We start from the raw sequence: 26,130 nt of genomic DNA, 5'->3' as shown, positions 1-26,130 counted from the left end.
CCGTCACGGGTCGTCGTCGTGAGATCGTGACAGAAGCCTGACGCCTCTGTGATGAAACCCGGCGATGCTACGATATGCGAGCCCTCTACTTCACCGATACCTATCCGCCTCAGGTCAACGGGGTCTCCGTGGTTACCGAGTTGTCGGTCCGGGGGCTCGAAGCCCGGGGATGGGAGGTCGGGGTCGTCGCCCCGAGATATCCGGCCGGCGCCGACGTCTTCGGTGGCACCCGACCGGAAGTGCTCCTGGCCCCGGCCAGCTGGGCGTTCCCGAAATATCCCGAAATTCGCGTGATGGCCCCCGCCTGGATCAGGGCCTTGGAAACGGCCCGTCGCTTCGCCCCCGACGTGGTCCACTGCGCCACGGAGTTCGTCGGGGGCCGTCTCGGGCAGTGGGTTGCCCGGAAGATCGGGGTGCCGATCGTCACGTCGTACCACACCGACTTCGGACGGTACATGGCGTCCTATGGGGTGCCTCGGCTCCAGGGGGCCATGACCCGGTATCTGACCCGATTCCATCGCCGGGCCGCGCGGACGCTCACGCCGTCGATGGCGACCCGGGCCGAATTGCTCGATCGCGGCATCGACCGTGCCATCGTCTGGGGCTGCGGCGTCGACGCCGACCGGTTTCATCCCGCCAAACGATCGGCCGAGCTTCGCGGGAGTCTTGGGGCCAAGGACTCCTTCGTATTCCTCCATGTCGGCCGGCTCGCGCCAAACCGCCACTCGACTATCGTGGGATCGGGAGCTTGACCGGCTGGACGCCTGCTACCGGGAAGTCTCCCGTCTGGAACCGAGGCTCGCTCGGTCTGAGGTGGCGCCTGGACTGTCGGGGTCGCGACCGTAGCGGTATCCCCCGCCCGAGGTCTTATATTTGAGTCCGCTCCACGACTACCATGGTCGCTTGGGCGGCTCATTTGGGACGGTCAATGACGAAACACGATGTAATCATCATCGGGGCCGGCCCCGCCGGGCTCTGTGCCGGGATGTACGCCGGCCGTGGCATGCTCGACGCCGTGGTGTTGGAGCGGGGCATCCCAGGCGGCGAGTTGCTCAATACCGAGAAGATCGAAGACTACCCGGGGTTCGAGTCGATTTTGGGGCCGGAGCTCGCCGCCAGGATGGCCGCCCATGCCGAGAAATTCGGGGCCAAGATTCTGACCGAGAACGTGGAAGGCATTTTCCGGGAACCCGACGGCACCTTTCGGGTGGCCACGAGTTCCGGCACCGAATTCCGGGGCACCACGGTCATCTTGACGGCCGGCGGCACTCCGACCAAGCTCGACGTGCCGGGCGAAGTCGAGTTCGCCGGCCGCGGCGTGTCCTACTGCGCGGTCTGTGACGGGGCCTTCTTCAAGGGCGAGACGATTGCTGTGGTCGGGGGTGGCGATGCGGCGGTGGAGGAAGCCGATTATCTGACCCGCTACGCGGCCAAGGTCTACATCATCCACCGGCGGGCCGAGTTCCGAGCCTCCAAGCTGGTTCAGGAACGGGCCTTGAGGAATCCGAAGATCGAGCCGGTCTGGAACACGAAGGTGCTCTCGATGGTGGGCGAGCCCTCGGGCCTGAAGCGCATCAATCTCGAAAACACCGTCACCGGCGCCTCGTCGGACCTGGCGGTAACCGGATGCTTCGTCTTTATCGGCTTCACGCCGAACAGCGGCCTGGTCAAGGAACACGTCGACCATGACTCGACCGGCTACCTCATCACCGACGACCGGATGATGACCTCGATTCCAGGCCTGTTTGCCGCCGGTGATCTCCGGGTCCAGTTGACCCGTCAGGTCACCACGGCCGTCGGCGACGCAACCACCGCGGCGATCGCGGTCGAGAAATATTTGACTGGGCTCAAATCGCGGAGTGTCCTGGGATGACCGCGCCAGCCGTCCGGGTCATTCCGATCCTCAACGGCCAGTTTGCGGAGAATTGCTACCTCCTCGCGGAGGCCGGATCGACCGAGGGTGTCATCGTGGATCCGGGCGAGGAGCCCGCGCTCTTTCTGGAAACTGCCGCCCGCCACCGGATCACCATTCGGGAAATCTGGCTGACCCACGGCCACATCGATCACGTGTCCGGCGTCGGTGCCGTCAAAGAGGCTACTGGTGCTCCGGTGTTTCTCCATCCCCTTGACCGGCCGCTCTACGAGGGGCTGCCCGAACAGGCTCGTTGGTTCGGCATGACGGTCGGGCCGCCGCCGCCGCCCGATCGGGATCTCGCCCATGGCGGCACGGTCACCCTCGGTCGAACCCGGTTCGCGGTCCGCCACACGCCGGGACACTCTCCCGGCAGTGTTTGCTTTGTGGCGGACGGGTTGGTCATCGGGGGCGATGTCCTGTTTCAGGGGTCGATCGGGCGGACGGATTTGCCGGGCGGGAGCTTCGAGCGCCTGATCCAGAGCATCCGGGACGAGGTGCTGGTGCTGCCGGACGACACGGTCGTCTATTCCGGCCATGGCCCGGCGACGACCGTTGGGGCCGAGCGGCGAGGTAATCCGTTCTTGGCGGGCGTGTGACCTGTTAGGCACCTTCCCGTGACCAAATGGCGGTGGTGGCACGTTAGGCTTGTATCTCATGACCAGACGCCTCGCGCTGCAAACGACCCCGTCCCTCGTTGTCTCCGCCGGGCTCCCCCGGTCGGATCTCCCGCCCCGGCTTCGGCCGCACGCCACCCTTGGCGTGCTCGGACGCCAGAAATGCCAGATTGGCGAAACCCATCCATCGATCGACTGGGTTGAGCCGGGTCGGATCGGCCACCAGGAGCGCTCCGCGTGCGAGACGTTCCATGATCGCCACCTAACGATTCGAACCGGCCACCGCCGTGTCAAGGCGGCGTCACGGGACGGCGCCAATCCGCCCACGACGGTTAGGCGGTCACCCCGGCGGCGGGGAAAGCCCCACGATCATGACCGTGTGCTCATGGACCTCGAGGACGCCGTGCGGCACTCCAGCGGGGGCCCAGACCAGGGAGCCGGGACCGGCCTCGAACACGTCCTCACCGACGGCCATTCTCGCCTTTCCCGAGACAATCAGATAGAATTTGTCGGCGCGGTCGTGGCGGTGGACACGTTGGTGCTGTCCCGGCTCGAAGCAGTTGAGGCCGAGGAACAGGCAGTCGCCGCGGGCCAAGTCGGCCTTGGTTCCGTTCGCCGCTGAAAACGTGGCGTGGGCCACCGGATCGATTAAGTAGACTGACACGGTCATCTCCCTTTTGCGAACTGTGGCCACCGTTATGTCATATCGGATCGAAAAAGACCCGCTCGGCGAGAAGCCGGTCCCGGTCGACGCCCTGTTTGGGATCCAAACGGTTCGGGCGGTCGAGAACTTCCCGATTTCCGGTCTACGGCCGCTGCCGGCCTTCATCGATGCCGTCATCTGGGTCAAGCGCGCCGCGGCGGAAACCCACCGGCGAACCGGGCGCCTGGATCCCAAGCTGGCCGATGCCATCATCGCGGCGGCCGACGAAGTCCTCGCCGGCCGCCATCGCGACCAGTTCGTCGTCGACGTGTATCAGGCCGGCGCAGGCACCTCTCACAACATGAACTGTAACGAGGTCCTCGCCAACCGGGCCAACGAACTCTTGGGTGCTTCGCGGGGATCCTACGCACCGGTTCATCCGAATGACCACGTCAACATGGCCCAGAGCACCAACGATGTGATTCCTACGGCCATGCGTCTCGCCACCCTTGCGATGCTGCCCGCGCTGCTCGAAGCCATGACAGGGCTGGCTGAGGCCTGCTTGGGCAAAGGCCGCGAGTTCGACCATGTCCTGAAGTCGGGACGTACCCACCTCCAAGACGCGACCCCGATTCGCCTCGGGCAGGAATTCACGGCCTACGGACACACCATTGCCCGCCACCGCGACAAACTCATCGAGGCGGCCCGGTGGCTTCGGCCCATGCCCATCGGGGGGACGGCCGTTGGCACCGGCTTGAACGCCGAGGTGGAGTATCCGGCCCTGATGGTGGCGAATCTGCGGCGGTTGACCGGCCTCGATCTCGAAGTCGGTGACGACCGGATCCAGTTGATGCAATCGATGGGCGACATCGCCACCTTCAGCGGGGCGATCCGGGCGTATACGCTCGATCTGAACAAGATCGCCAACGATATCAGGCTACTGGCATCGGGACCCCGGACCGGGCTCGCGGAGATCCGCCTTCCCGAAGTTCAGCCCGGGTCGAGTATCATGCCCGGGAAGGTCAACCCGTCGATCGCCGAGATGGTCAATCAGGTGTGCTATCAGGTGCTGGGCTTCGATACCACGGTCGCGTTGGCGGCGGAGGCCGGCCAACTCGAGCTCAACGTGATGATGCCCGTCATCACCCACAACATCGTGCTCGCCATGATCATCCTGGCGAACGCGTCCCGTCAGTTCGACGTGGCCTGCATCCGGGGCACCGAGGCGGACGAGCGCCAGTGCGCGTATTGGCTGGAACGAAGCCCGGCGCTGGTGACGGCGCTGGCCCCGAGAATCGGCTACACTGAGTCCGCCAAGCTCGCCAAGGAGGCGATCGCGGCGGGCTTGACGGTCAGGGACCTGGTTGCCAAGAAGGGGATCCTGACCGGAACCGAACTCGAGGACACCCTCGACCTCCGGGCGATGACCGAACTTGGCGTCCCGGGTGGAAAACCTTTGCCTGGAGGTGGCTGATGCGGACCGTGAGAGGATGCGGGGCGGCGATCGCGCTGCTCGTCGGCGCGGGGACTTCGCTCGCCGCGCAGCGGGTCGACGTCGTGGTCGGCCGGGGCGTCGGCAGCACGCCCATCACTGGACGGGCGTTCGTCATCTTCACTCGCGACAACTCGCGAGAGCCGCGGCTCCAGGCGGGCTCGTACGCCGGCGGGGTCCCATTCTTTGGCGTCGACGTGAGTGAGCTCGAGGCCGGCCAGCCCGCGGTCATCGACGCGGCCACGTTAGGCTTTCCGACCAAAAGCCTCCGCGACATCCCGGCCGGCAGCTACTTCGTCCAGGGCCTGATGGTCGTCTATACCAAGGTCACGCCCAAGCACGGGAAGACGATTTGGGTGCCGTGGGACCAATGGGAGGGCCGCCAATGGAACCGGACCCCGGGCAATTTGGTGAGCGACGTCCAGTCTGTGACCTGGGATCCGAATGGATCCCATCTCACCATGACGCTCACCAAAGTGCTGCCGCCGGTCGAAACCCTGGCCGACACCCGCTGGGTCAAGCGCATCAAGATCCAGAGCCCGCTCCTGTCGGCCTGGTGGGGCAAACCGGTGTACCTCGGCGCCACGGTCCTGCTTCCGAAGGGGTGGGAGGACAACCCGACCACCCGTTATCCAGCGATCTACATCCAGGGCCACTTCGGGGAGGGCGCCCCCTTCGGCTTCAATCCGGATGGCAAACCCGAAACAGCCGAGGCGCGCTCGGCCCGCACCGTCCGCTCGGCCCGCGAGCCGGGGTACGAGTTCGCTCAATCGTGGAGCAGCCCGGCGTTCCCGAAGATGGTGGCCATCACCTTCCAGCACCCCACCCCGTACTACGATGACTCGTACGCGGTGAACTCGGCCAATACCGGCCCCTATCAGGATGCCTTGATTCAGGAACTGATTCCGTATCTCGAGGAGAAGTTCCGGCTGATTCCGAAGTCGTACGCCAGGCTGCTCACCGGGGGGTCAACCGGAGGCTGGGAAGCGCTTGCCCTCCAAATTCAGCAACCGAAGTTTTTCGGCGGCACCTGGTCGCTCTATCCGGATGGGGTCGATTTCTCTCGGAACCAGATGATTGACAACTATGCCGACACCAATGCCTTCATGCCCAATGCCGGTCCCAACCAATGGTTGATGCACGACCGGTTCTTGAGCCGGGCCGAGGACGGCCAGCCGCAAACCACGGTCCGGCAAATGGCCCAGCTCGAGCGGGTCCTCGGGAGCCGGGTCCGGGGCGGGCAGCAGCTGGAGGCCTATGATGCGACCTATGGACCCGTCGGAGATGACGGATATCCGAAGCCCCTGTTCGATCGGGTCACCGGAACGATCGACAAATCGGTCGCCGCATATTGGCGGGACAATGGCTACGATCTCAACCACTACCTCAAGCAGAATTGGTCGAGGATCGGGAAGGACCTGAACGGCAAAATCACCGTCTGGGTTGGCGACATGGATAATTACTTCCTCAATCTTGGCGTGTACAAGATGGAAGAGACGTTCAAGGCGCTGAAAGGGCAGGCCACCTTCCAATACGGCCGCCCGATGAAACCGCACGGGTGGCAGCCGGTCACCAACGCCGAGATGGTGCGCCAGATGGCGCGTCATGTGGCGAAGCGGGCGTCGGTCGAAGGCCGGTGACCGCGCCGGGCGGGGGAACCCGCCCCTGGGTGATGCTGGGGCTGATCGCCGCCGTCGAACTCCTCGGCATGGCGGGCTGGTTTGCCGGAGGGGTGGCGGCTCACCAATTGGCTTCCGCGTGGAGCCTCACCAGCTCCGAGGTGGCTTGGCTCACGTCGACGGTGCAACTTGGATTCGTGGCTGGGACGTTAACGGCGGCGCTACTCAATCTGGCCGATGTGATCCCGGCTCGCTGGTACGTCGCGGGGGCCGCCATCGGTGCCGCGCTCGCCAATGTGTCGCTGCTATGGGCGGGAGGCTACGGGGCGGCCCTGCTGACTCGTTTCCTGCTGGGGTTTTGCCTCGCCGGGGTCTATCCGCCGGCGATGAAAATGGCGGCGACCTGGTTCAAGGACCGGCGCGGCCTCGCCATCGGGACGGTCGTCGCGGCCCTGACCATCGGGAAGGCCTCTCCGTATTGGGTCGAAGCGTTAGGCGGCCTGAGTCTCGACGCGGTGATTGGCTCAACGGCCGCTGCGGCTGCGCTGGCCGGACTCGTGGTCTCGGTCGGGTATCGCGACGGTCCGTTCGCGTTTCCGCCCCGGCCATTCTCTTGGCGGCTGGTCGGCCAGATCTTTCGGATCGCTGATCTTCGGCTGGTGACCGCGGGGTACCTCGGGCACATGTGGGAACTCTATGCGTTCTGGAGTTTCGTCGCCGTGTATTGGGCGGCCTCGCTCCCCGGCGCCGGGCCCCGGGCCGTCGCCACGCTGGCCGGTTTGAGCATCGCCGTGGGCGCCGTCGGCTGCATCGCGGGCGGGTTGGCCGCCGACCGGGTTGGCCGCGAGCGGGTCGTGCTCTGGTCGTTGGCCGTCAGCGGCTCAGCCGCAGTGGCCTCGGCGCTGGTGTTCCACGGTCCCGGGTGGCTCCGTCTCGTCGTAATCTTGGTCTGGGGCGTTGCCATCATCGCCGACTCGGCCCAGTATAGCGCGCTGGTCACGGAACTGGCCCCGCCGCACGCCGTCGGGACGGCCCTGACTCTCCAGACCTCGATCGGTTTCTTGCTCACCATGGCGGCCATTCAAATGGTCGCCGGCCTCGGTGGGCCGGCAACGCCCTGGGCATTTCCACTGCTGGCCGTCGGCCCCGCCCTCGGCTTCGTGGCCATTCGGATGGCAGCCAAGCGGCGGGTAGGCCCGGCCGGGTTGAGCGCCTAGGTTTCACCCGATGCGCTTCCGGTTCCAGGTCCTTCTGTCACTCGGCCTTGCCCCCGGCCTGGCGGTCGGCCAATCTGTCGCGGTTCGGGTCAGCGGTCAGCCGGCTGGAGGGGCACTCGTGGGTGCGCTCGCGTCCCTGCAGGACCTCGGTGGCACCCGGGTGGTCCAGACCCTGACCGACGAACGGGGCCGGGCCACTTTGACGGCACCCCGGCCCGGCCGGTACCGCCTCCGGGTTGACGCCATCGGATACCAGGGGACCGTCAGCAATCCGATTGATCTGCAAGCCGGTCTGGCCCCCGAACGCGTGGTGACGCTGGAGGCGGCGCCCCTCAACTTGAACGAGTTGGTAGTGGCCAGCACTCGGCCGGCCCAGTGTGAGCTCGGAGAGGCGCGCGGAACGGCGGCGGCTCGCCTCTGGGACGAAGCCCATAAGGCCCTCACGGGCACGCAGATAACCAGCGCCCGGCCGATGGAGCTCGAGGTCAAGACCTTCGAGCGCCGCCTCGATACCCGCAGCCGGATTGTTAGCGAGACGAGTGATGCCCGCCGGGCTACCACGGCCCGGCCTTTCGCCAGCATCGATCCCGACAGCTTGAGTCGTTTCGGCTACGTCCAGGAGCGTGCCGACGGGCTCTGGTTCCACGGTCCCGATGCGGACCTCCTCCTCTCAGAGCAATTCCTGGACGACCACTGCTTCCGCCCGGCCAATCCGGGTCCCGATTCGAGCCTCCGAGTCGGGCTCGAGTTTCAACCGAGCTCGTCGCGATCGGTGCCTGATATTTCCGGCGTGCTGTGGTTGGACGCCAAGACCCTCGAGCTTCGCGACCTCCAGTACACCTATACCGGGGTCGAATGGCCTCAGGGCACCCTGGCAATCGGAGGCCGCATCGAGTTCGTCCGCCTGGCGAGCGGGGGCTGGATCGTCGGGGCTTGGTCGATTCGGATGCCGGTTACCCGCCGCCGCCTGGTTCGAGTCGGGCAGCGCGATAGCGTGGCCGGCTACCGGGAAGCCGGCGGTTCGGCTCGGGCCGTGGCCGATCTCCCTCCGGTCGCGGGGGCGACCGCCGTGGTGGGTACCGTGTTCGACTCGCTCCGAGCGCGTCCGCTGGCCGGCGCCGTGGTGAGCCTCCAGCAGGGGGCCTTTGCGGATACCACCGACCAGGCCGGGCGATATCGAATCGTCTCCCCGGGGACGGGGGACTACCTCCTTACGGTCGAGCACCCCGGGTTCCCCTTGGTCGGACTCGCCCCCCTCCGGGCTTCGGCCCAGCTTCGTCGGGGCCAAACCGACACGACCGACGTCGCGACGCCGGGCCTCGTGGCCACGCTCCGGCGGCTCTGTCGCCTGGATCAACTCGATTCTAGTCGGGCCCTCCTCGTCGGAATTATTACGGACAGCCTAACCGGTCAGGCTTTGGCCGACGCCATGATCACGGTCAGCTCTGACATCAAAACCGTCGCCCGGACGGGCCGGGTAGTATCCATCGGCAGTAAGGGAACCCAATGGGAGATCACGCCGGGCTCCAACGGGGCGTTCCAGGTCTGCGGGGTACCCCGGGGTCGCCCGCTCGACGTCCATACGAAGGTGCCGGGTCGGGGCCCGATCCAACGGCGGATGGGGGCCGATACGGTCGCGATTCGCGAGCTGATCATCCGTCACCCCGAGTAGGCTGGTCGGAATTCTCCGGACGCACTACATTCTCGGCATGCGGATTACGACTTGGACCGAATACAGCCTCATCATCTCGATCCATTTGGCCAAACGGGGCCGGGGCGGGGTGGCCCCGGTGGCAGCCCGCGAGCTTGCCGAGGTCGAACGCCTCCCAGCGGACTATGTCGAGCAGATCCTGCTCCGGCTTCGCCGGGCCGGGATCGTCGAGAGCGTTCGAGGGGCCAAGGGTGGGTACTTCCTGGCCGCCGACCCGGCCGCCATCACGGTTGGCCAGATCATGGCGGCCTCGGAGCATCAGACCTTCGAAATGAACTGCGAGAGCCATCCGGTGGACGCCGAGCGGTGCGCTCCGGGCAGTGCCTGCGCAATCCGTCCGGTGTGGCAGGCCTTGCAACGCCGGATCGACGATTTTCTGGGCAGCGTCACCCTCGCGGACTTGCTCAAGGATGAGCGCGCCACCGCCCCGGAATTCGTCACCCTGACTTCCTCACCCAGCCTGGCATAAGTTCGGACCCGCTCAGAGACTCGGGATCCGCCGAAAAAAACGGACGGCCTCTGGGCCGTCCGTTTCTTGCGAGTGCCGAAGGGGGGACTCGAACCCCCACGGGCTTGCGCCCACTGCGCCCTGAACGCAGCGCGTCTACCAGTTCCACCACTCCGGCGCGAAGCGCAAACCTAGAGGAGCCAATCGGTTAAGGCAAGCGCTCGTTGCGAGCCCGCCACAGTCACTCTATCTTTATGTGAGAGTGAGACTTATGAGTCAAAGCCCGAAGGCACCCAAAGATGACGAGGTCCGGATTTCGGTGGCACGGAATCCGCGGGCTACGTACGATTATCATATTCTCGAAACCCACGAGGCCGGGCTGATCCTGACCGGAACCGAGGTCAAGAGTCTCCGGGTCGGGAAGGCCTCGATCAAGGAGGCGTTCGGGTTGGTCCGTAACGGCGAGGTCTGGCTGGAAGGCATGCACATCACTCCCTACGAACAGGGGAACCGGTACAACCACGCGCCCCTTCGTTCGCGCAAGCTGCTCCTGCACCGCCGGGAGATCGAGCGGTTGATCGGCGCTACCGAGCAGAAGGGCTGCACCTTGGTGCCGCTGGAACTGTATTTCCGGGGCGGTCGGGCCAAAGTGGCCCTGGCGCTCGGGAAGGGAAAGAAGGTCCATGACCGCCGGGAGGATATCAAACGCCGGATGGCTGACCGTGAATTGGCGCGGGCACTGAAGGTGCGGGCATGATCGCGGCCCTGCTGTTGGCCGTCGCGGCAGTGCCCGGTGCTTCGCCGGCGTTGCCGGCGACTCTCGTCGTGGCGACGCCCAAGGGCGATGTCCGGATCGCGATTCGGCCCGACGTGTCGGGCCCCCTGGTCTCCGCGACGGCCTTGGTGCCGGCGTTAGGCGGGCTCGCGTCCGTCGTGGGGGCCTGGGCCCATGTCGAGATTGCGAGTCAGCCGTTTCGGCTCCTGCTTGGTGCGCCGTACTACACCGCCGGCGGCGTCCTCAAACCGTTGGTCGGCGTGGCGGTGGTCCGGCGCGACAGTCTGTTCCTGCCGCTCGACTTCGTCACCCAAGTCCTTCCGGCGGAGCTCACCGAACGGTTCCGCTACGACCCTTGGTCCGGTCGGCTCGATGAGGCTCGTTCGCGCCGCCCCGGGCCCGCCATCGCCTCGAGTGAGCCCAAGCCGCCCCGGGCTGCCGACGCGGTCCGGACGACCCTGCCGAATGGGCTGAACCGGGGGCACGTCGTCACGATCGATCCTGGTCACGGGGGCGTCGATCCCGGAAACCCCGGCGTGTTCTTCCCGCGAGGAATCAAGGAGAAGGACGTGGCGCTTCAGGTTGGGCTCTTGGTGCGCCAGGAACTGCTTCGCCGGGGCGTCGGTGTGATCATGACCCGGACGACCGACACCTTGATCGATCTCCACCAGCGGGCTGCCTTTTGTACCGAACGGTGCGGACTGTTCGTGAGTCTGCATGTCAATGCGTTGCCCAAGCGGGCGGGGTATACGAAGGCCCGCGGCTTCGAGACCTTCTTCCTCGCTGACGCGAAGACGGAAGATGCCGCTCGGGTCGCCAAGATGGAAAACGAGGCGATTCGGTTCGAGGAGCCGAAGGGCGAGCAGCCGAGCGGGCTCGACTTCATCCTCAAAGATCTCCAGCTCAATGAGTACCACCGCGAGTCGGCCCGGCTGGCTGAGTTGATGCAGTCTCACGCGGCGGAGGTCCATGCGGGGACCAACCGCGGTGTCAAGCAAGCGGGGCTTGCGGTACTCACGACGGCGCGGCGGCCGGCGGTTTTGTTCGAGATGGGTTTTAGTACCAATCCGGAGGACGCCCGCCTGATGACCGAGGCTCGGTCGCAGCGGAACCTCGCGGCCTCCGTCGCCGACGCCATCGTCAGCTACCTGATCGAATACCAGCAACGGGTCGGTTCCAACCGCTCGGTGACCCAAACCGGAGCCGGCCAGGCGTGACGACCGCCGCACCCCCGGCCCCCCTGGTCTTGTTCGGCACCACCTTTTCCAATCCTGTCCTGCTCGCCGCCGGTACCGCCGGGTTCGGGCGGGAACTCGCCGGGGTCGTCGACCTCGACATGTTGGGCGGATTGGTCACCAAGGCCGTCTCGCTCGAGCCTCGGCATGGCAACCTCCCGCCCCGGGTCGCTGAGTTCGACGGCGGCATGCTCAACTCGATCGGGCTGGCCAACCCCGGTTTGGCCGAGGTTGCCTCGACGGAACTGCCGTGGCTTCGAGCCAACCTTGCCCACGCCCGAGTCTTCGTCAATGTGGTCGGCTTCACTGAAGGCGAATACGGCCGCGTGATCGAGGGCCTCGATCCGGTTGGCGGCATGGTCGGCTATGAACTCAATTTGTCCTGCCCGAATACCTCAGCAGGTGGCATCGAATTCGGTGCCGATCCGGCTGCGGTGGCCCGGATCGTTGGCCTCTGCCGGGCCGTGACCCGCCGGCCTTTGATCGCCAAACTTTCACCGGCGCTGCCTGACATCCCGGGGCTCGCGGCCGCCGCGGTCGATGCGGGTGCCGACGGGATCACCGTCGTCAACACGATGCCGGGGTTGGTCTACGAAGGGCCGGGCCCTCGACTGGGCAACGGCAACGGCGGCGTCAGTGGTCCGGCCCTCCTGCCGGTCGGACTGCTGGCGACCACCAGGGTTCGTCGGCGGCTGCCCGACATCCCGATCATCGGGGTTGGGGGAATTCGGACCCTCGAACATGTCCACCAATACCTCTTGGCGGGGGCGTCGCTGGTGGCCATCGGGACCGCCGGGTTGGCCGATCCCCGTCTCCCCGAGCGCCTGGCGCGGCAATGGTTGGCCGGTGGCTGAACTCGTCTTGGCCCTTGACCTTCCCGATGCCCGCACCGCCCTTGGTTTGCTGGACCGGGTGCCTAACGTTCGATGGGTCAAGCTCGGGTCGGTGCTGTTCACCCGGACCGGTTCCGATTTCATCGCCGGGTTGAAAGCTCGGGGCCATCGGGTATTTCTGGATCTCAAATGGCATGACATCCCGAACACCGTCGAGGGCGCCGTTCGCCAAGCCCGTGATCTCGGGGTCGATATGGTCACTATTCACGCGCTCGGTGGTCCGAGGATGATTGAAGCGGCCAAGGTCGCCGGCGGAGGGCGGGTGGCGGTGATCGCCGTGACGCTGCTGACGTCCCATGGCCCGGACGACCTCCGGGCCATCTACGGTCAGGGTCCGGCCGACATCGGGGCCGAGGTCGTGCGGCTGGCCGGCATGGCGGTCGGGGCGGGCGCCGACGGCGTCGTGTCGTCGCCTCTGGAGGCGGCCCGGCTTCGGGCCAGCCTCGGCCCAACCGCCCTGTTGGTGACCCCGGGGATCCGCGGAGCGACCGACCCCGCCGGTGACCAGGTCCGGACCGCCACCGCCCAAGCCGCCACCGAGGCTGGGGCGACCCACCTGGTCGTGGGCCGGCCCGTGCTGCAGGCCGATGACCCGGCCGCGGTCTGGGCCGATCTGCTTGGGCAAGTCGGATGAACTGGCTCCGACTCGCCGCCTTGGCCCTCCTCACCGGCCCGTTTCAGGATCGGGATCTCGGGCAACTGGCCGTGACCGCCCGCTCGGTGTTCGAGGCCCGGGATTTTACCCGGCTTTTCGACGACCGGCAGCCGGTCCGGCTCGAATTACCCAGTCAGCCGGCAGCAGTGTCGGTGCGGGGGGAGATTGCCGCAGCGGCCCTGGCCTCGATGGTCCGCTGAACGGCCGACCTCCGGATCGTCACCGTGGGCGCCGCGGTGGTCGCGCCGGGCCACGGCTACGTCGAGCTTTGCCGTCGGTTTCGGGTCCTCGGAAATCAGGAGGATCAAGGCCAGAAGATCCTGATCAGCGCCCGGTTCGACGAGGGGCGCTGGCGGGTCACGGAAGTCTGGATCACGTCCTCGAGCCAGTAGCCGGTTCCGAACCGGCAACCACCGATTATCTTGGCCTGGGCAAGCGCTTGCGCCACATGGATTTTCGGGCTGTGGCTCGGTGTTCACCGGTTGGCCCCGCCCTCGGAATCCAAGTCCCTTGCATTAACCCCAATCCAGGGATAGCTTTGCAAGCTACCCTGAAACCTGGCGTTTGAGAGAAACTCAATGAAGGTACGTTCGAGCGTCAAGCCAATCTGTGAGCACTGCAAGGTGGTTCGCCGCCGAGGTGTGGTCCGGATCACTTGCAAGCGGAACCCCAAGCACAAGCAGCGGCAGGGATAACCCATGGCACGTATTTCCGGCGTCGATCTTCCGCGCGACAAGCGGGTTGAAATCGCCCTCACGTACATCTACGGCATCGGTCTGTCCACCAGCCAAAAGCTCCTGGGCGGCACCGGCGTCAATCCGGATATCCGCGTTCGCGATCTGACCGACGCCGACGTCGCTCGGCTTCGTCAGATGATCGAGCGAAGCATCCGGGTCGAGGGTGCCCTTCGGACTGAAATTGCGATGAACATCAAACGGTTGATGGACATCGGTTCCTATCGTGGGTCGCGCCACCGGAAGGGGCTCCCGGTTCGGGGGCAGCGGACTCACACCAACGCTCGGACCAAGAAGGGTCCGCGTCGGGCCATCGCTGGCAAGAAGAAGGCGACGAAGAAGTAAGATATGACTGCACCCGAAACTCCCTCGCCGGTTCAGCCGGCGGTCGACGCGAAGGTCGCGGCTCCGAAAGCCGCCAAGCGGGGCAAGAAGCTGGTCGAATCCGAAGGGATCGCCCACATCGCTGCGACGTTCAACAACACGCTGATTACCATCACCGACACCCGTGGCAATGCCGTCGCTTGGGGTACCTGCGGCAAGGCGGGCTTCAAGGGGTCGAAGAAGTCCACGCCGTACGCGGCCACGGTGGCCGCTGAGGCCGTGGGCCGTGAGGCCATGAATCTTGGCGTTCGCCGAGTCCATGTGCTGGTGCAGGGCCCCGGCAGCGGGCGCGAGTCGGCCATCCAGGCGCTCGCGTCAGCGGGTCTCCGGGTCGCCTCGATCAAAGACGTCACGCCGATCCCGCACAATGGTTGCCGTCCTCCGAAGAAGCGCAGGGTCTGATCCATGTCACGATACGCTGGGCCGGCCTGTCGACTGTGTCGCCGCGAGGGGACCAAGCTGTTCCTGAAGGGCACCCGCTGTTTCACCGAGAAGTGCGCCGTCGATCGGCGCTCCTACGCTCCGGGTCAGCATGGCCAGGCGCAAGCGGGCAAAGGCGGCGGCCGGAAGATGTCCGAGTACGCCAAGCAGCTCCGGGAGAAGCAGAAGGTCAAGCGGACCTACGGCCTGACCGAGCGTCAATTCCGTAACACCTTCGAGCGGGCGTCGCACGAGCCCGGCGTCAAGGGTACCAATCTGCTGGTGGCCCTCGAGTCGCGCCTTGACAACGTCGCCTACCGGATGGGCTTTGCCACCAGCCGTCGCGGGGCGCGTCAGTTGGTCTGCCATGGCCACGTCGAAGTCGACGGCCATCGCGTGGATATTCCGTCCTTCCGCGTCAAGCCGGGTCAGGAAGTCCGGATTGCCGTCGGGTCTCACGAGATCGTGCCGGTCAAGGTTGCCCAGGAAATGGCGGCCCGCGGTGTCTCGCCGACCTGGTTGGCGGTCGATCACCAGAAGTTCACCGGTCGGATGACGATGGTTCCGACCCGGGATGCGATCCCGACGAACGCTAACGAACAGCTCATCGTCGAGCTCTACTCGAAGTAAGGGGTAGGACATTATGTCGATTGATCTGATCGGTTTGGTCCATCCGCATTTGGTCGAAATGACCAAGCGTGATGACAACCCTAACATTGCAGAGTTTCGGCTTCAGCCGCTGGAGCGGGGCTTCGGTCACACCCTCGGGAATGTCCTCCGGCGGATGTTGCTGTCCTCGTTACGGGGCTCGGCAGTGTGGGGCTTCCGGATGGACGGCGTGGTCCACGAGCACCAGACGGTCCAAGGGGTCCTGGAAGACGTCCATCAGATCATCCAGCGGTTCAAGGCCCTGACGCTCGTGCTCGACGAGGCCACCGACGAGACCATCCTCCGGATTCGCCGGGAGGGCAAGGGCGCCGTCTACGCCCGGGACATCCAGGGCAGCAACAATGTCCGGGTCGTCAATCCGGATCACTTGCTCTTTACGGTTCAGGACGATCGGGAGATCAGCTGCGACCTCTATGTCAACAAGGGGCGGGGCTACGTCGAATCCGAAATGCACCCGGCCGACCGGTCGTTGCCGGTGGACCTGGTTCGGATCGATGCGATCTACAATCCGGTCCGTCGGGCCAACTTCACGGTCAGCGAGACCCGGGTCGGTCAACGCACCGACTACGACCGCCTGGCGGTCATGATCGAGACCAACGGCACCATTTCGCCGGAAGATGCCATTGCCTACGCCGCTGCCCTGGCCCAGGAGCACTTCCGCTACTTCGTCGAGTTCGGCCGGGTGCCGACCGCTCGGGCCATCAGCCACGATCACGTCGCGGTCGCCGGCGGGCTCCGGTCCAAGCTCTCGCGGCTCATCGACGATCTCGGCCTCACGGTCCGGACCTTGAACTCGCTCAAGAACTCGAACATTCGGACCCTGAAGGACCTCGTCGAGTACTCCGAAAAGGAGTTGCTCGATGTCAAGAATGTTGGCGAGAAGGCTGTGGCCGAAATCGGCGACCTGCTTCAGCGCGAGGGACTGCGCTTCGGGATGGGTTTTGAGGAAGCCGATGGGGACTTCCGAATCGTGAAGAGCGGTGCGGCCCCGACGATGGGCGCCGCCGAAGGGAATGCGTAATGCGCCACGGTTCGAAGGGACGGCAGCTCTCCCGCACGTCGGCGCATAAGAAAGCCATGCTCCGGAACATGGCCATGAGCCTGTTTCTCCATGAGAAAATTGTCACGACCATCGCCAAGGCCAAGGAGCTTCGGCCCTTTGCCGAGCGGTTGATCACCTTGGCGCGCCGGGGCGACCTCCACGCCCGGCGGCTCGCGGAGCGGAAGATCCAGGACCGCGACGTCCTGAAGCGGCTCTTCGCCGAAATCGGCCCCCGGTTTGCGGCCCGGCCCGGTGGTTACACCCGGATTCTTAAGATGGGGCACCGGGTTGGCGACGGGGCTGACACCGCTCGTATCGAGCTCGTCGCCGAATGATCGAGGCGGTACCGGCAATGGAAAAGGGGACCCTCGGGTCCCCTTTTTTCGGTCCCGCCTCGGCTACCGGAAGAATCTAGGCCGCCTTGACGACCTTTTCGCTGCGAATACAGCGGGTGCAGACCCGAATCCGCTTCGGAGCGCCGTCAACCAGCACGCGAACGGTCTGAAGATTGGGCATCCAGCGCCGCTTCCGCCGGTTGTTGGCGTGGCTGACATGGTTGCCGGTCGTTGGGCCTTTGGCGCAGACGGCGCAGACACGTGCCATAGCTATACCTCTCCACTCGTGGTGCTAGGTGTTGACCTAGCCGCTAAATTTAACCCCCAACTGGGGATGACACAAGGGATTTTATGCCGAGGGCGCTAATAACCGGGGTCACGGGGCAGGACGGGTCCTACCTGGCCGAGTTGTTGTTGACCAAGGGATATGAGGTGGTCGGCATGGTTCGCCGAACCAGTCATCACAGTTACGAACGGATCGAACCCCTGCTGGACTCGATTCGGATCGTTACGGCCGATTTGCTCGATCAGCACTCCCTGACCGAGGTGCTGCGGGACGTCAAGCCGGACGAGGTCTACAACTTGGCCGCCCAGTCCTATGTGCCAACGTCATTCACCCAGCCGGTGCTGACGGGCGAGTTCACCGCGCTTGGGGTCACCAGGATCCTCGAGGCGGTCCGGTTGGCCTGTCCGACGACGAGGTTCTACCAAGCCAGCTCGTCCGAGATGTTCGGCAAGGTCCAAGAGACCCCCCAAAATGAGCGGACCCCGTTCTACCCGCGATCGCCGTATGGCGTGGCCAAGTTGTATGGCCACTGGATCACGGTGAACTACCGGGAGTCGTATGGTTTGCATGCGGTGAGCGGCATCCTGTTCAATCACGAGTCGCCTCGGCGCGGAATCGAGTTTGTCACTCGGAAGATTTCCGATGGCGTCGCCCGCATCAAACTCGGCCTCGCGAAAGAACTGCGGCTCGGGAACCTCGACGCGAAGCGGGACTGGGGGTTTGCCGGCGACTATGTGGAGGCTATGTGGCGGATGCTCCAGCCGGCCGAGCCGCGTGACTATGTGATCGGCTCCGGCACGACGCACAGCGTTCGGGACCTGGCTGAACTGGCGTTCGGCCACGTCGGGCTCGACTGGCATGATCATGTAGTTACCGACCCGGCCCATATGCGGCCGGCGGAGGTTGATCTGTTGATCGCGGATCCTTCGCGAGCCGCCGCCGAGTTGGGTTGGACGCCGCGGGTGTCGTTCGTCGATTTGGTTCGGATGATGGTCGACGCCGACCTCGCCCGGCTCAAGGGTTCGCGATGAGGGTACTGGTCACCGGCGCTGACGGCTTTGTGGGGGGCTGGCTCGTGCGCCGGCTGCTCCAGGCCGGGCACCGGGTTCTTGGCGCGGTGCGGGTCGGGTGGGGGCCGTCCAAGGGATTGTCGGAGGCTGAGCGTCAGGCGGTTCAGTGGGTCGATTTTGACCTCGTGTCGTCCGACTCGGTCGGCCGAGTTGGGCAACTCTCGCCGGATGTCGTGGTCCATTTGGCCGCCCTCGCCTCAGGGGTGGATGCTCGGCGGGACCCGGGTGAGGCGTGGGCGGTGAACGCCGCGGGTTCGGCTCGCTTGGCGGAGACGATGGGCCGGCTCCGGCGTGATGGAGCCGCCGACCCGCTGTTCGTGCTGGCGTCGACCGGTGAAGTCTATGGCCATGGCCAGGGGCGCCCCTCGGTCGAGTCCGACTCTCTGGTGCCGGCATCCCCGTACGCCGCGAGCAAGGTCGGGGCGGAAATTGCCGTCGCGGAGGTGTCCCGTCGCACTGGGCTCCGGACCATCGTCGTCCGAGCGTTCCCCCACACCGGGCCGGGCCAAAGCGACCAATATGCCATTCCGGCGTTGGCCGATCGGATTCGGACCGCGAAACGGATCGGGGCGCCAGTCATCAAGACCGGAAACCTCGAACCGGTGCGTGACGTGCTCGACGTGCGGGATGTGGTGGCGGCCTATCACGCCCTGATCGATCAGGGCCAGGCTGGGTCGACATACAACGTGGCCACCGGCCACGGCGTGACGCTCCGCGAGGTGGTCCTTCGCTTAATGGAAGTCGTGGGTCATCGGGTTATTCTCGAGGCCGATCCGAACCTCGCCCGGCCGAACGACCTCCAGTACTTGGTCGGCGATCCCAGCCGTCTCGTTGCGGATACCGGGTGGAAGCCCTCCATTCCTCTCGAACAAACATTGAAAGACCTGCTCGATGCCCAAGCGGACTGACCTTCGTTCAATCCTCCTCATTGGCTCCGGTCCGATCGTCATTGGCCAAGGCGCGGAGTTCGACTATTCCGGCACTCAAGCGGCGCGGGCACTCCGGGAGGAGGGGTATCGGGTCATTCTGGTCAACTCGAACCCCGCCACCATCATGACCGACCCCGAGGTTGCGGATCGGACCTACATCGAACCGGTCAACGCCGAATGGGTCGAGAAGATCATCGCCCGGGAACGCCCCGATGCGCTGCTCCCGACCATGGGTGGGCAAACCGGCCTCAATGTGGCGATGGACCTCTACCGGTCGGGCGTGCTCGAGAAATACGGCGTCGAGTTGATCGGCGCCAACGAACGGGCCATTCGGATCGCCGAAGACCGCGACGAATTCGCCAAAGCGATGCGCCGAATTGGCCTGGCCACACCGGAGGGGACCACGGTTCGGTCGGTGGAGGAAGGAAATGCCGCGGTCGAGCAAACCGGCTACCCGGCCATCCTCAGGCCGTCATTCACGCTCGGGGGTACCGGCGGAGGGATTGCTTACAATCGCCATGAATTCGAGACCATGCTCCGGCGCGGACTCGAGGCCTCGCCGGTCGGTTCGGTGCTGGTAGAGCAAAGCATCATCGGGTGGAAGGAATTCGAGCTCGAGTTGATGCGTGATGGGGCCGACAACGTGGTCATCGTTTGCTCGATCGAGAACATCGACCCGATGGGGGTTCACACCGGTGATTCGGTCACGGTGGCGCCTGCCATGACGCTGTCGGACCGGGAGTATCAGCGGATGCGCGACGCCGCCTGCAAGATCATCCGCGAAATCGGGGTCGAAGCCGGGGGGTGTAACGTCCAGTTCGCCGTGAGCCCGAAAACCGGCGAGCAGTTGGTCATCGAAATGAATCCCCGGGTGTCGAGGAGCTCGGCGCTGGCCTCAAAGGCCACGGGCTTTCCCATCGCCAGGATCGGCGCAAAACTCGCGGTGGGGTACCGGCTCGACGAGTTGCCCAACGACATCACCAAGACGACTCCGGCGAGTTTCGAACCGGTGCTCGACTACGTCGTCGTCAAGATTCCCCGGTTCGCGTTTGAAAAATTCCCCGCGGCCGACCCCGGGTTGACCACGCAGATGAAGTCGGTTGGCGAGGTCATGGCGATCGGTCGAACCTTCAAAGAGGCGTTCCAAAAGGGATTCCGGTCGCTGGAGGCCGGTCGCTCCGGCTGGGTCGTTGGCGACGCCATCGGCGATGACCGCCTGGAAGACAGTTCGATCGAGGCCATTCTGGGCGCGCTCCGGAAGCCGACCCCGGAACGTTTCTTCCAAATCAAGCGAGCCCTGTTGCGCGATGTCCCGGCGGAAACGATCGCGGAGCGCTCGATGATCGATCCATGGTTCATCGGCCAGTGGCAGGCGTTGATCGAGGCCGAGCGGGCCTTCGTGGCGGAGTGGAATGTCCGGCCTGCCGGAGCGGCCGGCGACGCGGCTGAACGGGCGATGATTCGCCGGATGAAACGGATGGGCTTTTCGGATCGGCAGTTGGCCGACTTGGTTGCCACCACTGAAACGGCCATGCGGCACCGCCGCCAGGCGTTAGGCGTCCGACCCGCCTTCAAGATCGTGGACACCTGCGCCGGGGAGTTTCCTTCCAAGACCCCGTATCTCTATTCGTCGTACGACGACGAGAACGAGGCCGGCGCGGTGGGCGACAAGACCGTCATCATTCTCGGCTCGGGCCCGAACCGGATCGGTCAAGGGGTTGAGTTCGACTACTGCTGCGTTCGGGCGGTCATGGCGTTTCGGGAGATGGGCTATCGCACGGTGATGGTAAATTCGAATCCTGAGACGGTCTCAACCGATTTCGACATGTCGGATGCGTTGTATTTCGAGCCGCTGACGCTCGAGAACGTGCTGGAGATCGTGCATCTTGAGAAGCCGCTCGGGGTGGTGGTCCAGTGTGGCGGCCAGACGCCGCTCCGCTTGGCGCGGGGGCTCGAGGCCGAGGGGGTTCCGATCCTCGGCACCTCACCCGATGCGATCGACGCCGCCGAAGACCGGGGCCGGTTCGAGGCGTTGGCTCGGGAGCTTGGCATCGAGCAGCCGAAAAACGGCACCGCCCTGACCCTTGCCGACGCGCTCCGGGAGGCCGAGGCCGTGGGGTACCCGGTTTTGCTTCGGCCATCCTACGTCCTGGGCGGCCGGGCCATGCAGATCGTCTACGATGCTGAGTCGCTCGAGAGTTTCTTCGGGGCCGCGGAACGCGTGGCCCCGGGACACCCCGTGTTGATCGACAAGTTCCTCGAGGATGCATTCGAAGTGGATGTCGACGCGCTCTGCGATGGAACTGACTGTATCATCGGCGGCGTGATGCAGCACATCGAAGATGCCGGGATTCACTCGGGCGATTCGGCGTGCGTGATGCCGCCCTACTTGATTACCGAGCACCAAGTCGCTGAAATGCGGGAGCACACCAAGCGGTTTGGACTCAAACTCGGCGTGGTTGGACTCATGAACGTCCAGTACGCCATCAAGGATGGACGGGTCTTCGTCCTGGAGGTCAATCCGAGGGCATCTCGGACCATTCCATTTGTGTCCAAGACGACCGGTATTCAGTTGGCGAGTTTGGCGGCCCAGGTCATGGCGGGTCGGAGGCTGTCCGAGCTTGGCATCGGCGACGGCCTCCACCCCTACGTCGCGGTCAAAGAAGCGGTGTTCCCCTTTGGGAAATTCCAGGGTGTCGACCTCGTTCTTGGTCCGGAAATGCGTTCCACCGGCGAGGTCATGGGCATTGCGGATTCGTTCGGAATGGCCTTTGCGAAGGCCCAGATCAGCGTGGACGGGAGCCTGCCGCTGGGCGGGACGATCTTCGTGACGGTCAACGACGCCGACAAGGCGACCGTGATCCCGATTGCGCGCCGGTTCCATGAGTTGGGGTTTCGGGTGCTGGCGACCGAGGGAACGGCCAAACACCTCCGGTCGCGCGGGATTCCGGCCGAACGGGTGCTCAAGGTCCACGAAGGCCGTCCGAATGCGGTCGACCTGATGGTGTCGGGGCAGGTCCAGTTGCTGATCAACACGCCGTTTGGCAAGCTGACCCAGCGTGACGATTACCTCCTTCGACGGACGGCGCTGCAGGAGAAGGTGCCCTATACGACGACAATGACGGCGGCGGCCGCCGCCTGTGACGCGGTGATCGCGATGCGGAGCCGCACCGGCGAGGTGCGCTCGCTCCAGGAATGGCATGAGATGGCCAGGAATTTCGCGGCGGAGCAGGGGGCGTGACGTCGGCCCGGGATCCCGAACTCGTCGTCGCCGCACGAGCGGCGATCCGGGGCGAGGTTCGGGAGCAGGACAGCTTGGCTCGCTACTCTACCTACCGGATTGGCGGGCCCGCCACGGTTGTCCTGCCCGCCGATCCGGAGGATGCCGCCGCCGCGATTCGGTTCGCGGCCAAGGCGGGCGTCCCGGTGTTTGCGTTAGGGTTCGGCTCCAACGTGTTGCTCCCCGACGACGGCATGGATGCCTTGGTGCTCCGGCTCGGCAAAGGTGTGGACCGGATCGATCAGACCGGCGATCGATGGCGGTTTGGGGCGGGCCTTCCCGCGCCGATTGCCGCTCGGAAGACGGCTCAGGCCGGATGGGCCGGGGTCCACATGATGGTCGGCGTACCGGGCACGGTGGGCGGCGGCGTCTATATGAATGCCGGCTGTCACGGGGGGCAGTGGTCGGATCGGGTTGAGTCGGTCGTCGCGGTGAACCCCCGCGGCGAGTCCCGGGTCTTCTCCCGCTCGGACATCCCATTCCGATATCGTTGGAGTGGTCTCGATGGCTGGGTGGTGCTCGAGGCCACCGTGCGGCTCGAGGCCGGCGATCCGTCGGTCCTGGCCGGTGAGGTCGCGAGACTGTTCGCGTGGCGACAGCAGGGCACCCCGTTCAACTCGCCATGTTGCGGCAGCGTGTTCAAGAATCCGGAACCGGACGTTGGTGGGGCCCGAACGGCGGGCCAATTGATTGAGGCGGCCGGGCTCAAGGGCACCAGGGTCGGTGGCGCCGAGGTCTCGCCGATGCACGCCAACTACTTCGTGAATACCGGGGCCGCGACCGCCGCCGATGTGTGCCGGTTGATCGCGATGGCCAGGACTCGGGTGCTGGAGCAGTTTGGGGTGACGCTGGAGCCGGAGGTCAAGATGATCGGATCGCGGGGTGAATATCTCACGGGAGCGGGGAATAATGTCTGACTATTTCGTGCACAAGTCGAGTTACGTCGACGACGGCGCCGTGGTTGGCACGGGATCCAAGGTGTGGCACTTCAGTCACGTGATGCCCGGTGCGGTGATCGGCGAACGATGCAACTTGGGGCAGAACGTCGTCGTGATGCCCGGTACCAAGATCGGCGACAATGTGAAGATTCAGAACAACGTGTCGATCTACGAAGGTGTGGAGCTCGAGGACGATGTGTTCTGCGGTCCGAGCTGTGTCTTCACGAACGTGCTCAATCCGCGAAGCCACGTTTCCCGGAAGACGGAGTACCAGCGGACCCTGGTCAAGCGGGGGGCAACCATCGGGGCGAACGCCACGGTCGTCTGCGGCGGAGTCATCGGAGAGTATGCCTTCATCGGGGCCGGGAGCGTGGTCCGGGGCGACGTGCCGGCCTACGGGCTCATGGTGGGGGTTCCGGCCCGTCGGATCGGTTGGATGTGCCAGTGTGGCGTTCGCCTGACGGTCCGGGACGGAATGGCGCAATGTCGCGGTTGCGGGGCTTCGTACCAGGAGGAACACGGGGTACTCCGCCCGGGTTGACTCGCCGGGGTAGATCTGTCTAAGTTGCTGCCAACACAAGACTTGCGGCGCTGGACCCGGACTGGAACGGCAGATGAATTACGCCCCGGCCGCGGGGCGGTTGGAGCGCCTGGTTCTTGCTCTGGTGGCAGCTCGGATTTCAATGGCGAGGATGGCTGACGTGACGGTTCCCCTGCTTGACCTCAAGGCCCAGTACGACTCGATCAAGACCGACGTGACCCGAGCGATCAACTCGGTGGTCGAGCGTCAAGAGTTCATCATGGGTCGCGAGGTCGGAGAGCTCGAAACGGCGGTGGCCGGGTTGAGCCATGCCAAGCACGGCATCGGTTGCGCCAGCGGCACCGATGCGATCCTGCTGCCGCTCAAGGCCCTCGATCTGGTGCCGGGAGACGAAGTCATTGCCCCAAGCTTCACCTTCTTCGCCACGGCCGGCACGATTCACAACGCCGGGGGTACCCCGGTATTCGTCGACATCGACCCCAAGACGTTCTGCGCCTCGTCCGCTGCGATCGAGGCCGCAATCACTCCGCGTACTCGGGCGATTATCGTGGTCCATCTCTTCGGCCAGATGGCCGCCATGGACACGATCCTCGACATCGCCTGCCGGCATGGGCTCCCGGTCATCGAGGACGCGGCCCAAGCCATTGGGGCCCGCCGGCTGATTGACGGCACCTGGAGGATGGCCTGCGAACTCGGCTGGTGCGGCACGCTGTCGTTCTTCCCCAGCAAGAATTTGGGCGGGTTCGGGGACGGCGGGATGATGGTGACCCAACAGGATGACCTGGCGGCCCGGCTCCGAAAGCTCCGCCTCCACGGCGGTGCCAAACAGTATCACCATGAAGAAGTGGGAACGAACAGCCGCCTCGACACGCTCCAGGCGGCGGTGCTGTTGGCCAAGCTGCCTCATTTGGCGGGCTGGAGCGAGGGCCGCCGGGGCCGGGCTGCCCGATATTCCGAGGCATTCGCCGGGCATTCCGAGATCGTGCCGCCGGCCGTCGACGCGGGGAACGAACACATTTTTCACCAATACACCATCCGGGTACCCCGACGGGATCTTCTCCTGGCCCATTTGAAGGCCAACGGCATCGGTTGTGCAGTCTACTACCCGGTGGGACTTCACCTCCAACCCTGTTTTTCGGCGCTCGGATACCGGGCTGGCTCATTGCCCGAGACCGAGCGGGCGATGCAAGAGGTACTTTCGCTGCCGGTGTACCCGGAATTGACCGATGGCCAGGTCGACCGGGTGGCAGCGGCCGTGACGGGCTTTTTCAAGTGACCGCGCTTCGAGTCGGCGTCATCGGCGCTGGGGCGTGGGGCCGGAATCATGTCCGGACGCTGGCTGCCATGCCGGCCGTCGATCTGACTGCGGTGTGCGATCTGTCGGCAGCGACCCGGGATCGGATCGCCAAGGGCTTCCCCGGGGTGTTCGTCACCGATTCGGTCGACGCGCTGTTGGAGCGGGTTGACGCGGTGGTCGTGGCCACGACGGCGCGAACCCATGCCGCCTTGGGGCTTCGGGCTCTCCAGGCAGGGAAGCCGGTCTTGATCGAGAAACCGTTCGCGCTGACCGTGGCCGATGCCGTGGCGCTTGTCGAGGAGAGCGAGCGTCGCAAGGTGCCGGCGTTGGTGGGGCACTTGCTGGAGTTCCACCCGGTCATCGACCGGCTTCGCTCCATGATTCGAGACGGTGCTCTCGGGGATGTCTACTACCTGTATTCCCAGCGACTGAACCTCGGTCAGGTTCGGCCTGATGAGAACGCGCTCTGGAGTTTTGGGCCGCACGACATCTCGGTGGCGCTCTACCTGCTCGGCGAGGCGCCCGAGTCGGTGTCGGCGCAGGGCCATTCGTATTTGCAGCGGGGCATCGAAGACGTTGTTTTCCTCGTGATGCGGTTCAAGTCGGGAGTCGTGGCCCACGCCCATATGTCGTGGCTCGATCCCCACAAGGAACGGAAGCTCACGGTCGTCGGGTCGAAGCAAATGGCGGTGTTCGACGATATGGCCCCGCGCGAAAAGCTTCGGCTCTACGACAAGGGAGTCGATCGGCCACCGGAGTATGGCTCGTATGGCGAGAGTTTGGCCGTGCGAGAGGGAGACATTCTGATTCCGAAGGTGCCGAACGCTGAGCCCCTGGGGCTCGAGCTGGCGCATTTCGTCAACGTGGCCCGAGGGGGGGGGGCCACTCGGGCCGGAGCAACGGACGGCCTCAGGGTCGTCCAAGTGCTGGAGGCCGCCACCAGATCATTGCAGGACGGCGGCCGGCCGGTCCTTGTGGAGGGGTAACC

General features: G+C 65.2%; 29 protein-coding genes and 1 tRNA gene. 26 read left to right on the top strand and 4 right to left on the bottom strand.

The features are described 5' to 3' along the window. Nucleotides 1-74: 74 nt before the first annotated feature. The 3 genes from EXR94_12105 (at nt 75) to EXR94_12095 (ending at nt 2,511) form a co-directional block, all read left to right on the top strand. Nucleotides 75-752, top strand: a complete 678-nt coding sequence (locus tag EXR94_12105; GenBank protein MSR03461.1) for a hypothetical protein — start codon at nt 75-77, stop codon at nt 750-752. Nucleotides 753-928: 176 nt separating this feature from the next. Next, a complete protein-coding gene (gene trxB / locus EXR94_12100) occupies nt 929-1,873 on the top strand; it encodes a thioredoxin-disulfide reductase (GenBank protein MSR03460.1) in 945 nt (314 codons plus the stop codon). Continuing rightward, entirely contained in the window at nt 1,870-2,511 is a 642-nt protein-coding gene (locus tag EXR94_12095; protein MSR03459.1) for an MBL fold metallo-hydrolase, read from the top strand. Before trxB ends, EXR94_12095 begins: the two co-directional genes overlap by 4 nt. Nucleotides 2,512-2,554: 43 nt before the next feature. On the opposite strand, the gene EXR94_12090 is transcribed toward EXR94_12095, so the two are convergent. Together EXR94_12090 and EXR94_12085 are read right to left on the bottom strand one after the other, a co-directional pair. Beyond that, nucleotides 2,555-2,782, bottom strand: coding sequence for a hypothetical protein (locus tag EXR94_12090; protein MSR03458.1), 228 nt, complete (start codon nt 2,780-2,782; stop codon nt 2,555-2,557). Between the two features lie 87 nt (nt 2,783-2,869). Continuing rightward, nucleotides 2,870-3,199 (bottom strand): cupin domain-containing protein, encoded by a 330-nt coding sequence (locus EXR94_12085; GenBank protein MSR03457.1) that lies wholly within the window; start codon nt 3,197-3,199, stop codon nt 2,870-2,872. 28 nt (nt 3,200-3,227) lie between these two features. Between EXR94_12085 and EXR94_12080 the strand changes: the two genes are divergently transcribed. Genes EXR94_12080 through EXR94_12060 form a run of 5 tightly spaced genes read left to right on the top strand, consistent with a single transcriptional unit; the run spans nt 3,228 to nt 9,680 of the window. Beyond that, complete coding sequence (locus EXR94_12080) at nt 3,228-4,646, top strand: aspartate ammonia-lyase (GenBank protein ID MSR03456.1); 1,419 nt, start codon at nt 3,228-3,230, stop codon at nt 4,644-4,646. Then, nucleotides 4,646-6,304, top strand: coding sequence for an enterochelin esterase-like enzyme (locus EXR94_12075; protein MSR03455.1), 1,659 nt, complete (start codon nt 4,646-4,648; stop codon nt 6,302-6,304). Before EXR94_12080 ends, EXR94_12075 begins: the two co-directional genes overlap by 1 nt. Beyond that, entirely contained in the window at nt 6,301-7,500 is a 1,200-nt protein-coding gene (locus EXR94_12070; protein ID MSR03454.1) for an MFS transporter, read from the top strand. The genes EXR94_12075 and EXR94_12070 overlap by 4 nt, the downstream gene beginning before the upstream one ends. Nucleotides 7,501-7,510: 10 nt before the next feature. Next, nucleotides 7,511-9,172, top strand: a complete 1,662-nt coding sequence (locus tag EXR94_12065; protein MSR03453.1) for a carboxypeptidase regulatory-like domain-containing protein — start codon at nt 7,511-7,513, stop codon at nt 9,170-9,172. 37 nt (nt 9,173-9,209) lie between these two features. Further along, nucleotides 9,210-9,680 (top strand): Rrf2 family transcriptional regulator, encoded by a 471-nt coding sequence (locus EXR94_12060; GenBank protein MSR03452.1) that lies wholly within the window; start codon nt 9,210-9,212, stop codon nt 9,678-9,680. A gap of 73 nt (nt 9,681-9,753) precedes the next feature. On the opposite strand, the gene EXR94_12055 is transcribed toward EXR94_12060, so the two are convergent. Further along, a tRNA-Leu gene (locus EXR94_12055) sits at nt 9,754-9,837 on the bottom strand. A 93-nt stretch (nt 9,838-9,930) separates the two neighbouring features. Here EXR94_12055 and smpB point away from each other — a divergent pair. The 11 genes from smpB to EXR94_12000 all read left to right on the top strand — a co-directional run bounded on the left by smpB (nt 9,931) and on the right by EXR94_12000 (nt 16,801). After that, nucleotides 9,931-10,416 carry an SsrA-binding protein SmpB gene (gene smpB, locus EXR94_12050; GenBank protein ID MSR03451.1) on the top strand — a complete coding sequence of 162 codons (486 nt, stop codon included), beginning with the start codon at nt 9,931-9,933 and terminating at the stop codon, nt 10,414-10,416. Beyond that, nucleotides 10,413-11,651: an N-acetylmuramoyl-L-alanine amidase gene (locus tag EXR94_12045; GenBank protein ID MSR03450.1), complete on the top strand. Its 1,239-nt coding sequence runs from the start codon at nt 10,413-10,415 to the stop codon at nt 11,649-11,651. The genes smpB and EXR94_12045 overlap by 4 nt, the downstream gene beginning before the upstream one ends. Then, nucleotides 11,591-12,523, top strand: coding sequence for a dihydroorotate dehydrogenase (locus tag EXR94_12040; protein MSR03449.1), 933 nt, complete (start codon nt 11,591-11,593; stop codon nt 12,521-12,523). The genes EXR94_12045 and EXR94_12040 overlap by 61 nt, the downstream gene beginning before the upstream one ends. After that, nucleotides 12,411-13,196, top strand: a complete 786-nt coding sequence (locus EXR94_12035; GenBank protein MSR03448.1) for an orotidine-5'-phosphate decarboxylase — start codon at nt 12,411-12,413, stop codon at nt 13,194-13,196. Before EXR94_12040 ends, EXR94_12035 begins: the two co-directional genes overlap by 113 nt. Next, entirely contained in the window at nt 13,193-13,417 is a 225-nt protein-coding gene (locus EXR94_12030; protein MSR03447.1) for a hypothetical protein, read from the top strand. The genes EXR94_12035 and EXR94_12030 overlap by 4 nt, the downstream gene beginning before the upstream one ends. Before the next feature lie 378 nt (nt 13,418-13,795). Continuing rightward, nucleotides 13,796-13,912, top strand: a complete 117-nt coding sequence (locus EXR94_12025) for a 50S ribosomal protein L36 (protein MSR03446.1) — start codon at nt 13,796-13,798, stop codon at nt 13,910-13,912. A gap of 3 nt (nt 13,913-13,915) precedes the next feature. After that, complete coding sequence (locus EXR94_12020) at nt 13,916-14,296, top strand: 30S ribosomal protein S13 (GenBank protein ID MSR03445.1); 381 nt, start codon at nt 13,916-13,918, stop codon at nt 14,294-14,296. Nucleotides 14,297-14,299: 3 nt separating this feature from the next. Further along, nucleotides 14,300-14,737 (top strand): 30S ribosomal protein S11, encoded by a 438-nt coding sequence (locus EXR94_12015; protein MSR03444.1) that lies wholly within the window; start codon nt 14,300-14,302, stop codon nt 14,735-14,737. Between the two features lie 3 nt (nt 14,738-14,740). Continuing rightward, nucleotides 14,741-15,385, top strand: a complete 645-nt coding sequence (locus tag EXR94_12010) for a 30S ribosomal protein S4 (protein MSR03443.1) — start codon at nt 14,741-14,743, stop codon at nt 15,383-15,385. 13 nt (nt 15,386-15,398) lie between these two features. Further along, the gene (locus EXR94_12005; protein ID MSR03442.1) at nt 15,399-16,445 is read left to right on the top strand and encodes a DNA-directed RNA polymerase subunit alpha; all 1,047 of its coding nucleotides are present in this window, start codon (nt 15,399-15,401) and stop codon (nt 16,443-16,445) included. Next, nucleotides 16,445-16,801: a 50S ribosomal protein L17 gene (locus EXR94_12000; protein ID MSR03441.1), complete on the top strand. Its 357-nt coding sequence runs from the start codon at nt 16,445-16,447 to the stop codon at nt 16,799-16,801. The genes EXR94_12005 and EXR94_12000 overlap by 1 nt, the downstream gene beginning before the upstream one ends. Before the next feature lie 76 nt (nt 16,802-16,877). Here the strand turns inward: EXR94_12000 and rpmB are convergent, their stop codons facing one another. After that, a complete protein-coding gene (gene rpmB / locus EXR94_11995) occupies nt 16,878-17,069 on the bottom strand; it encodes a 50S ribosomal protein L28 (GenBank protein ID MSR03440.1) in 192 nt (63 codons plus the stop codon). Between the two features lie 83 nt (nt 17,070-17,152). Here rpmB and gmd point away from each other — a divergent pair, with 83 nt between their 5' ends. From gmd to EXR94_11960, 7 genes are all read left to right on the top strand, one after another. Further along, a complete protein-coding gene (gene gmd / locus EXR94_11990; GenBank protein ID MSR03439.1) occupies nt 17,153-18,118 on the top strand; it encodes a GDP-mannose 4,6-dehydratase in 966 nt (321 codons plus the stop codon). Further along, the gene (locus EXR94_11985; protein ID MSR03438.1) at nt 18,115-19,065 is read left to right on the top strand and encodes an NAD-dependent epimerase/dehydratase family protein; all 951 of its coding nucleotides are present in this window, start codon (nt 18,115-18,117) and stop codon (nt 19,063-19,065) included. Before gmd ends, EXR94_11985 begins: the two co-directional genes overlap by 4 nt. Continuing rightward, nucleotides 19,049-22,327: a carbamoyl-phosphate synthase large subunit gene (gene carB / locus EXR94_11980; protein ID MSR03437.1), complete on the top strand. Its 3,279-nt coding sequence runs from the start codon at nt 19,049-19,051 to the stop codon at nt 22,325-22,327. The genes EXR94_11985 and carB overlap by 17 nt, the downstream gene beginning before the upstream one ends. Continuing rightward, a complete protein-coding gene (gene murB / locus EXR94_11975) occupies nt 22,324-23,283 on the top strand; it encodes a UDP-N-acetylmuramate dehydrogenase (GenBank protein ID MSR03436.1) in 960 nt (319 codons plus the stop codon). Before carB ends, murB begins: the two co-directional genes overlap by 4 nt. After that, nucleotides 23,276-23,845, top strand: a complete 570-nt coding sequence (locus EXR94_11970) for an N-acetyltransferase (GenBank protein ID MSR03435.1) — start codon at nt 23,276-23,278, stop codon at nt 23,843-23,845. The genes murB and EXR94_11970 overlap by 8 nt, the downstream gene beginning before the upstream one ends. Before the next feature lie 160 nt (nt 23,846-24,005). Next, the gene (locus tag EXR94_11965; protein ID MSR03434.1) at nt 24,006-25,121 is read left to right on the top strand and encodes a DegT/DnrJ/EryC1/StrS family aminotransferase; all 1,116 of its coding nucleotides are present in this window, start codon (nt 24,006-24,008) and stop codon (nt 25,119-25,121) included. Then, nucleotides 24,935-26,128, top strand: coding sequence for a Gfo/Idh/MocA family oxidoreductase (locus EXR94_11960; protein ID MSR03433.1), 1,194 nt, complete (start codon nt 24,935-24,937; stop codon nt 26,126-26,128). The genes EXR94_11965 and EXR94_11960 overlap by 187 nt, the downstream gene beginning before the upstream one ends. Nucleotides 26,129-26,130: the final 2 nt, after the last annotated feature.

The sequence above is a fragment of the Gemmatimonadota bacterium genome (assembly GCA_009692115.1).
Lineage (GTDB): Bacteria > Gemmatimonadota > Gemmatimonadetes > Gemmatimonadales > GWC2-71-9 > SHZU01.
This window is presented reverse-complemented; position numbering and strand designations above follow the sequence as displayed.

Excerpts from the sequence above, each read along its gene's own strand:
- gmd (MSR03439.1), top strand. The coding sequence starts at position 17,153 with ATGCCGAGGGCGCTAATAACCGGGGTCACGGGGCAGGACGGGTCCTAC.
- trxB (MSR03460.1), top strand. The coding sequence starts at position 929 with ATGACGAAACACGATGTAATCATCATCGGGGCCGGCCCCGCCGGGCTC.
- EXR94_12075 (MSR03455.1), top strand. The coding sequence starts at position 4,646 with ATGCGGACCGTGAGAGGATGCGGGGCGGCGATCGCGCTGCTCGTCGGC.
- EXR94_12080 (MSR03456.1), top strand. The coding sequence starts at position 3,228 with ATGTCATATCGGATCGAAAAAGACCCGCTCGGCGAGAAGCCGGTCCCG.
- EXR94_12015 (MSR03444.1), top strand. The coding sequence starts at position 14,300 with ATGACTGCACCCGAAACTCCCTCGCCGGTTCAGCCGGCGGTCGACGCG.
- EXR94_12045 (MSR03450.1), top strand. The coding sequence starts at position 10,413 with ATGATCGCGGCCCTGCTGTTGGCCGTCGCGGCAGTGCCCGGTGCTTCG.
- carB (MSR03437.1), top strand. The coding sequence starts at position 19,049 with ATGCCCAAGCGGACTGACCTTCGTTCAATCCTCCTCATTGGCTCCGGT.
- EXR94_11985 (MSR03438.1), top strand. The coding sequence starts at position 18,115 with ATGAGGGTACTGGTCACCGGCGCTGACGGCTTTGTGGGGGGCTGGCTC.
- EXR94_12030 (MSR03447.1), top strand. The coding sequence starts at position 13,193 with ATGAACTGGCTCCGACTCGCCGCCTTGGCCCTCCTCACCGGCCCGTTT.
- EXR94_12020 (MSR03445.1), top strand. The coding sequence starts at position 13,916 with ATGGCACGTATTTCCGGCGTCGATCTTCCGCGCGACAAGCGGGTTGAA.
- EXR94_12105 (MSR03461.1), top strand. The coding sequence starts at position 75 with ATGCGAGCCCTCTACTTCACCGATACCTATCCGCCTCAGGTCAACGGG.
- smpB (MSR03451.1), top strand. The coding sequence starts at position 9,931 with ATGAGTCAAAGCCCGAAGGCACCCAAAGATGACGAGGTCCGGATTTCG.
- EXR94_12065 (MSR03453.1), top strand. The coding sequence starts at position 7,511 with ATGCGCTTCCGGTTCCAGGTCCTTCTGTCACTCGGCCTTGCCCCCGGC.
- EXR94_12000 (MSR03441.1), top strand. The coding sequence starts at position 16,445 with ATGCGCCACGGTTCGAAGGGACGGCAGCTCTCCCGCACGTCGGCGCAT.
- EXR94_12085 (MSR03457.1), bottom strand. The coding sequence starts at position 3,199 with ATGACCGTGTCAGTCTACTTAATCGATCCGGTGGCCCACGCCACGTTT.
- EXR94_12025 (MSR03446.1), top strand. The coding sequence starts at position 13,796 with ATGAAGGTACGTTCGAGCGTCAAGCCAATCTGTGAGCACTGCAAGGTG.
- EXR94_12005 (MSR03442.1), top strand. The coding sequence starts at position 15,399 with ATGTCGATTGATCTGATCGGTTTGGTCCATCCGCATTTGGTCGAAATG.
- rpmB (MSR03440.1), bottom strand. The coding sequence starts at position 17,069 with ATGGCACGTGTCTGCGCCGTCTGCGCCAAAGGCCCAACGACCGGCAAC.
- EXR94_11970 (MSR03435.1), top strand. The coding sequence starts at position 23,276 with ATGTCTGACTATTTCGTGCACAAGTCGAGTTACGTCGACGACGGCGCC.
- EXR94_12095 (MSR03459.1), top strand. The coding sequence starts at position 1,870 with ATGACCGCGCCAGCCGTCCGGGTCATTCCGATCCTCAACGGCCAGTTT.
- EXR94_12090 (MSR03458.1), bottom strand. The coding sequence starts at position 2,782 with ATGGAACGTCTCGCACGCGGAGCGCTCCTGGTGGCCGATCCGACCCGG.
- EXR94_12010 (MSR03443.1), top strand. The coding sequence starts at position 14,741 with ATGTCACGATACGCTGGGCCGGCCTGTCGACTGTGTCGCCGCGAGGGG.
- EXR94_12035 (MSR03448.1), top strand. The coding sequence starts at position 12,411 with ATGTCCACCAATACCTCTTGGCGGGGGCGTCGCTGGTGGCCATCGGGA.
- EXR94_12060 (MSR03452.1), top strand. The coding sequence starts at position 9,210 with ATGCGGATTACGACTTGGACCGAATACAGCCTCATCATCTCGATCCAT.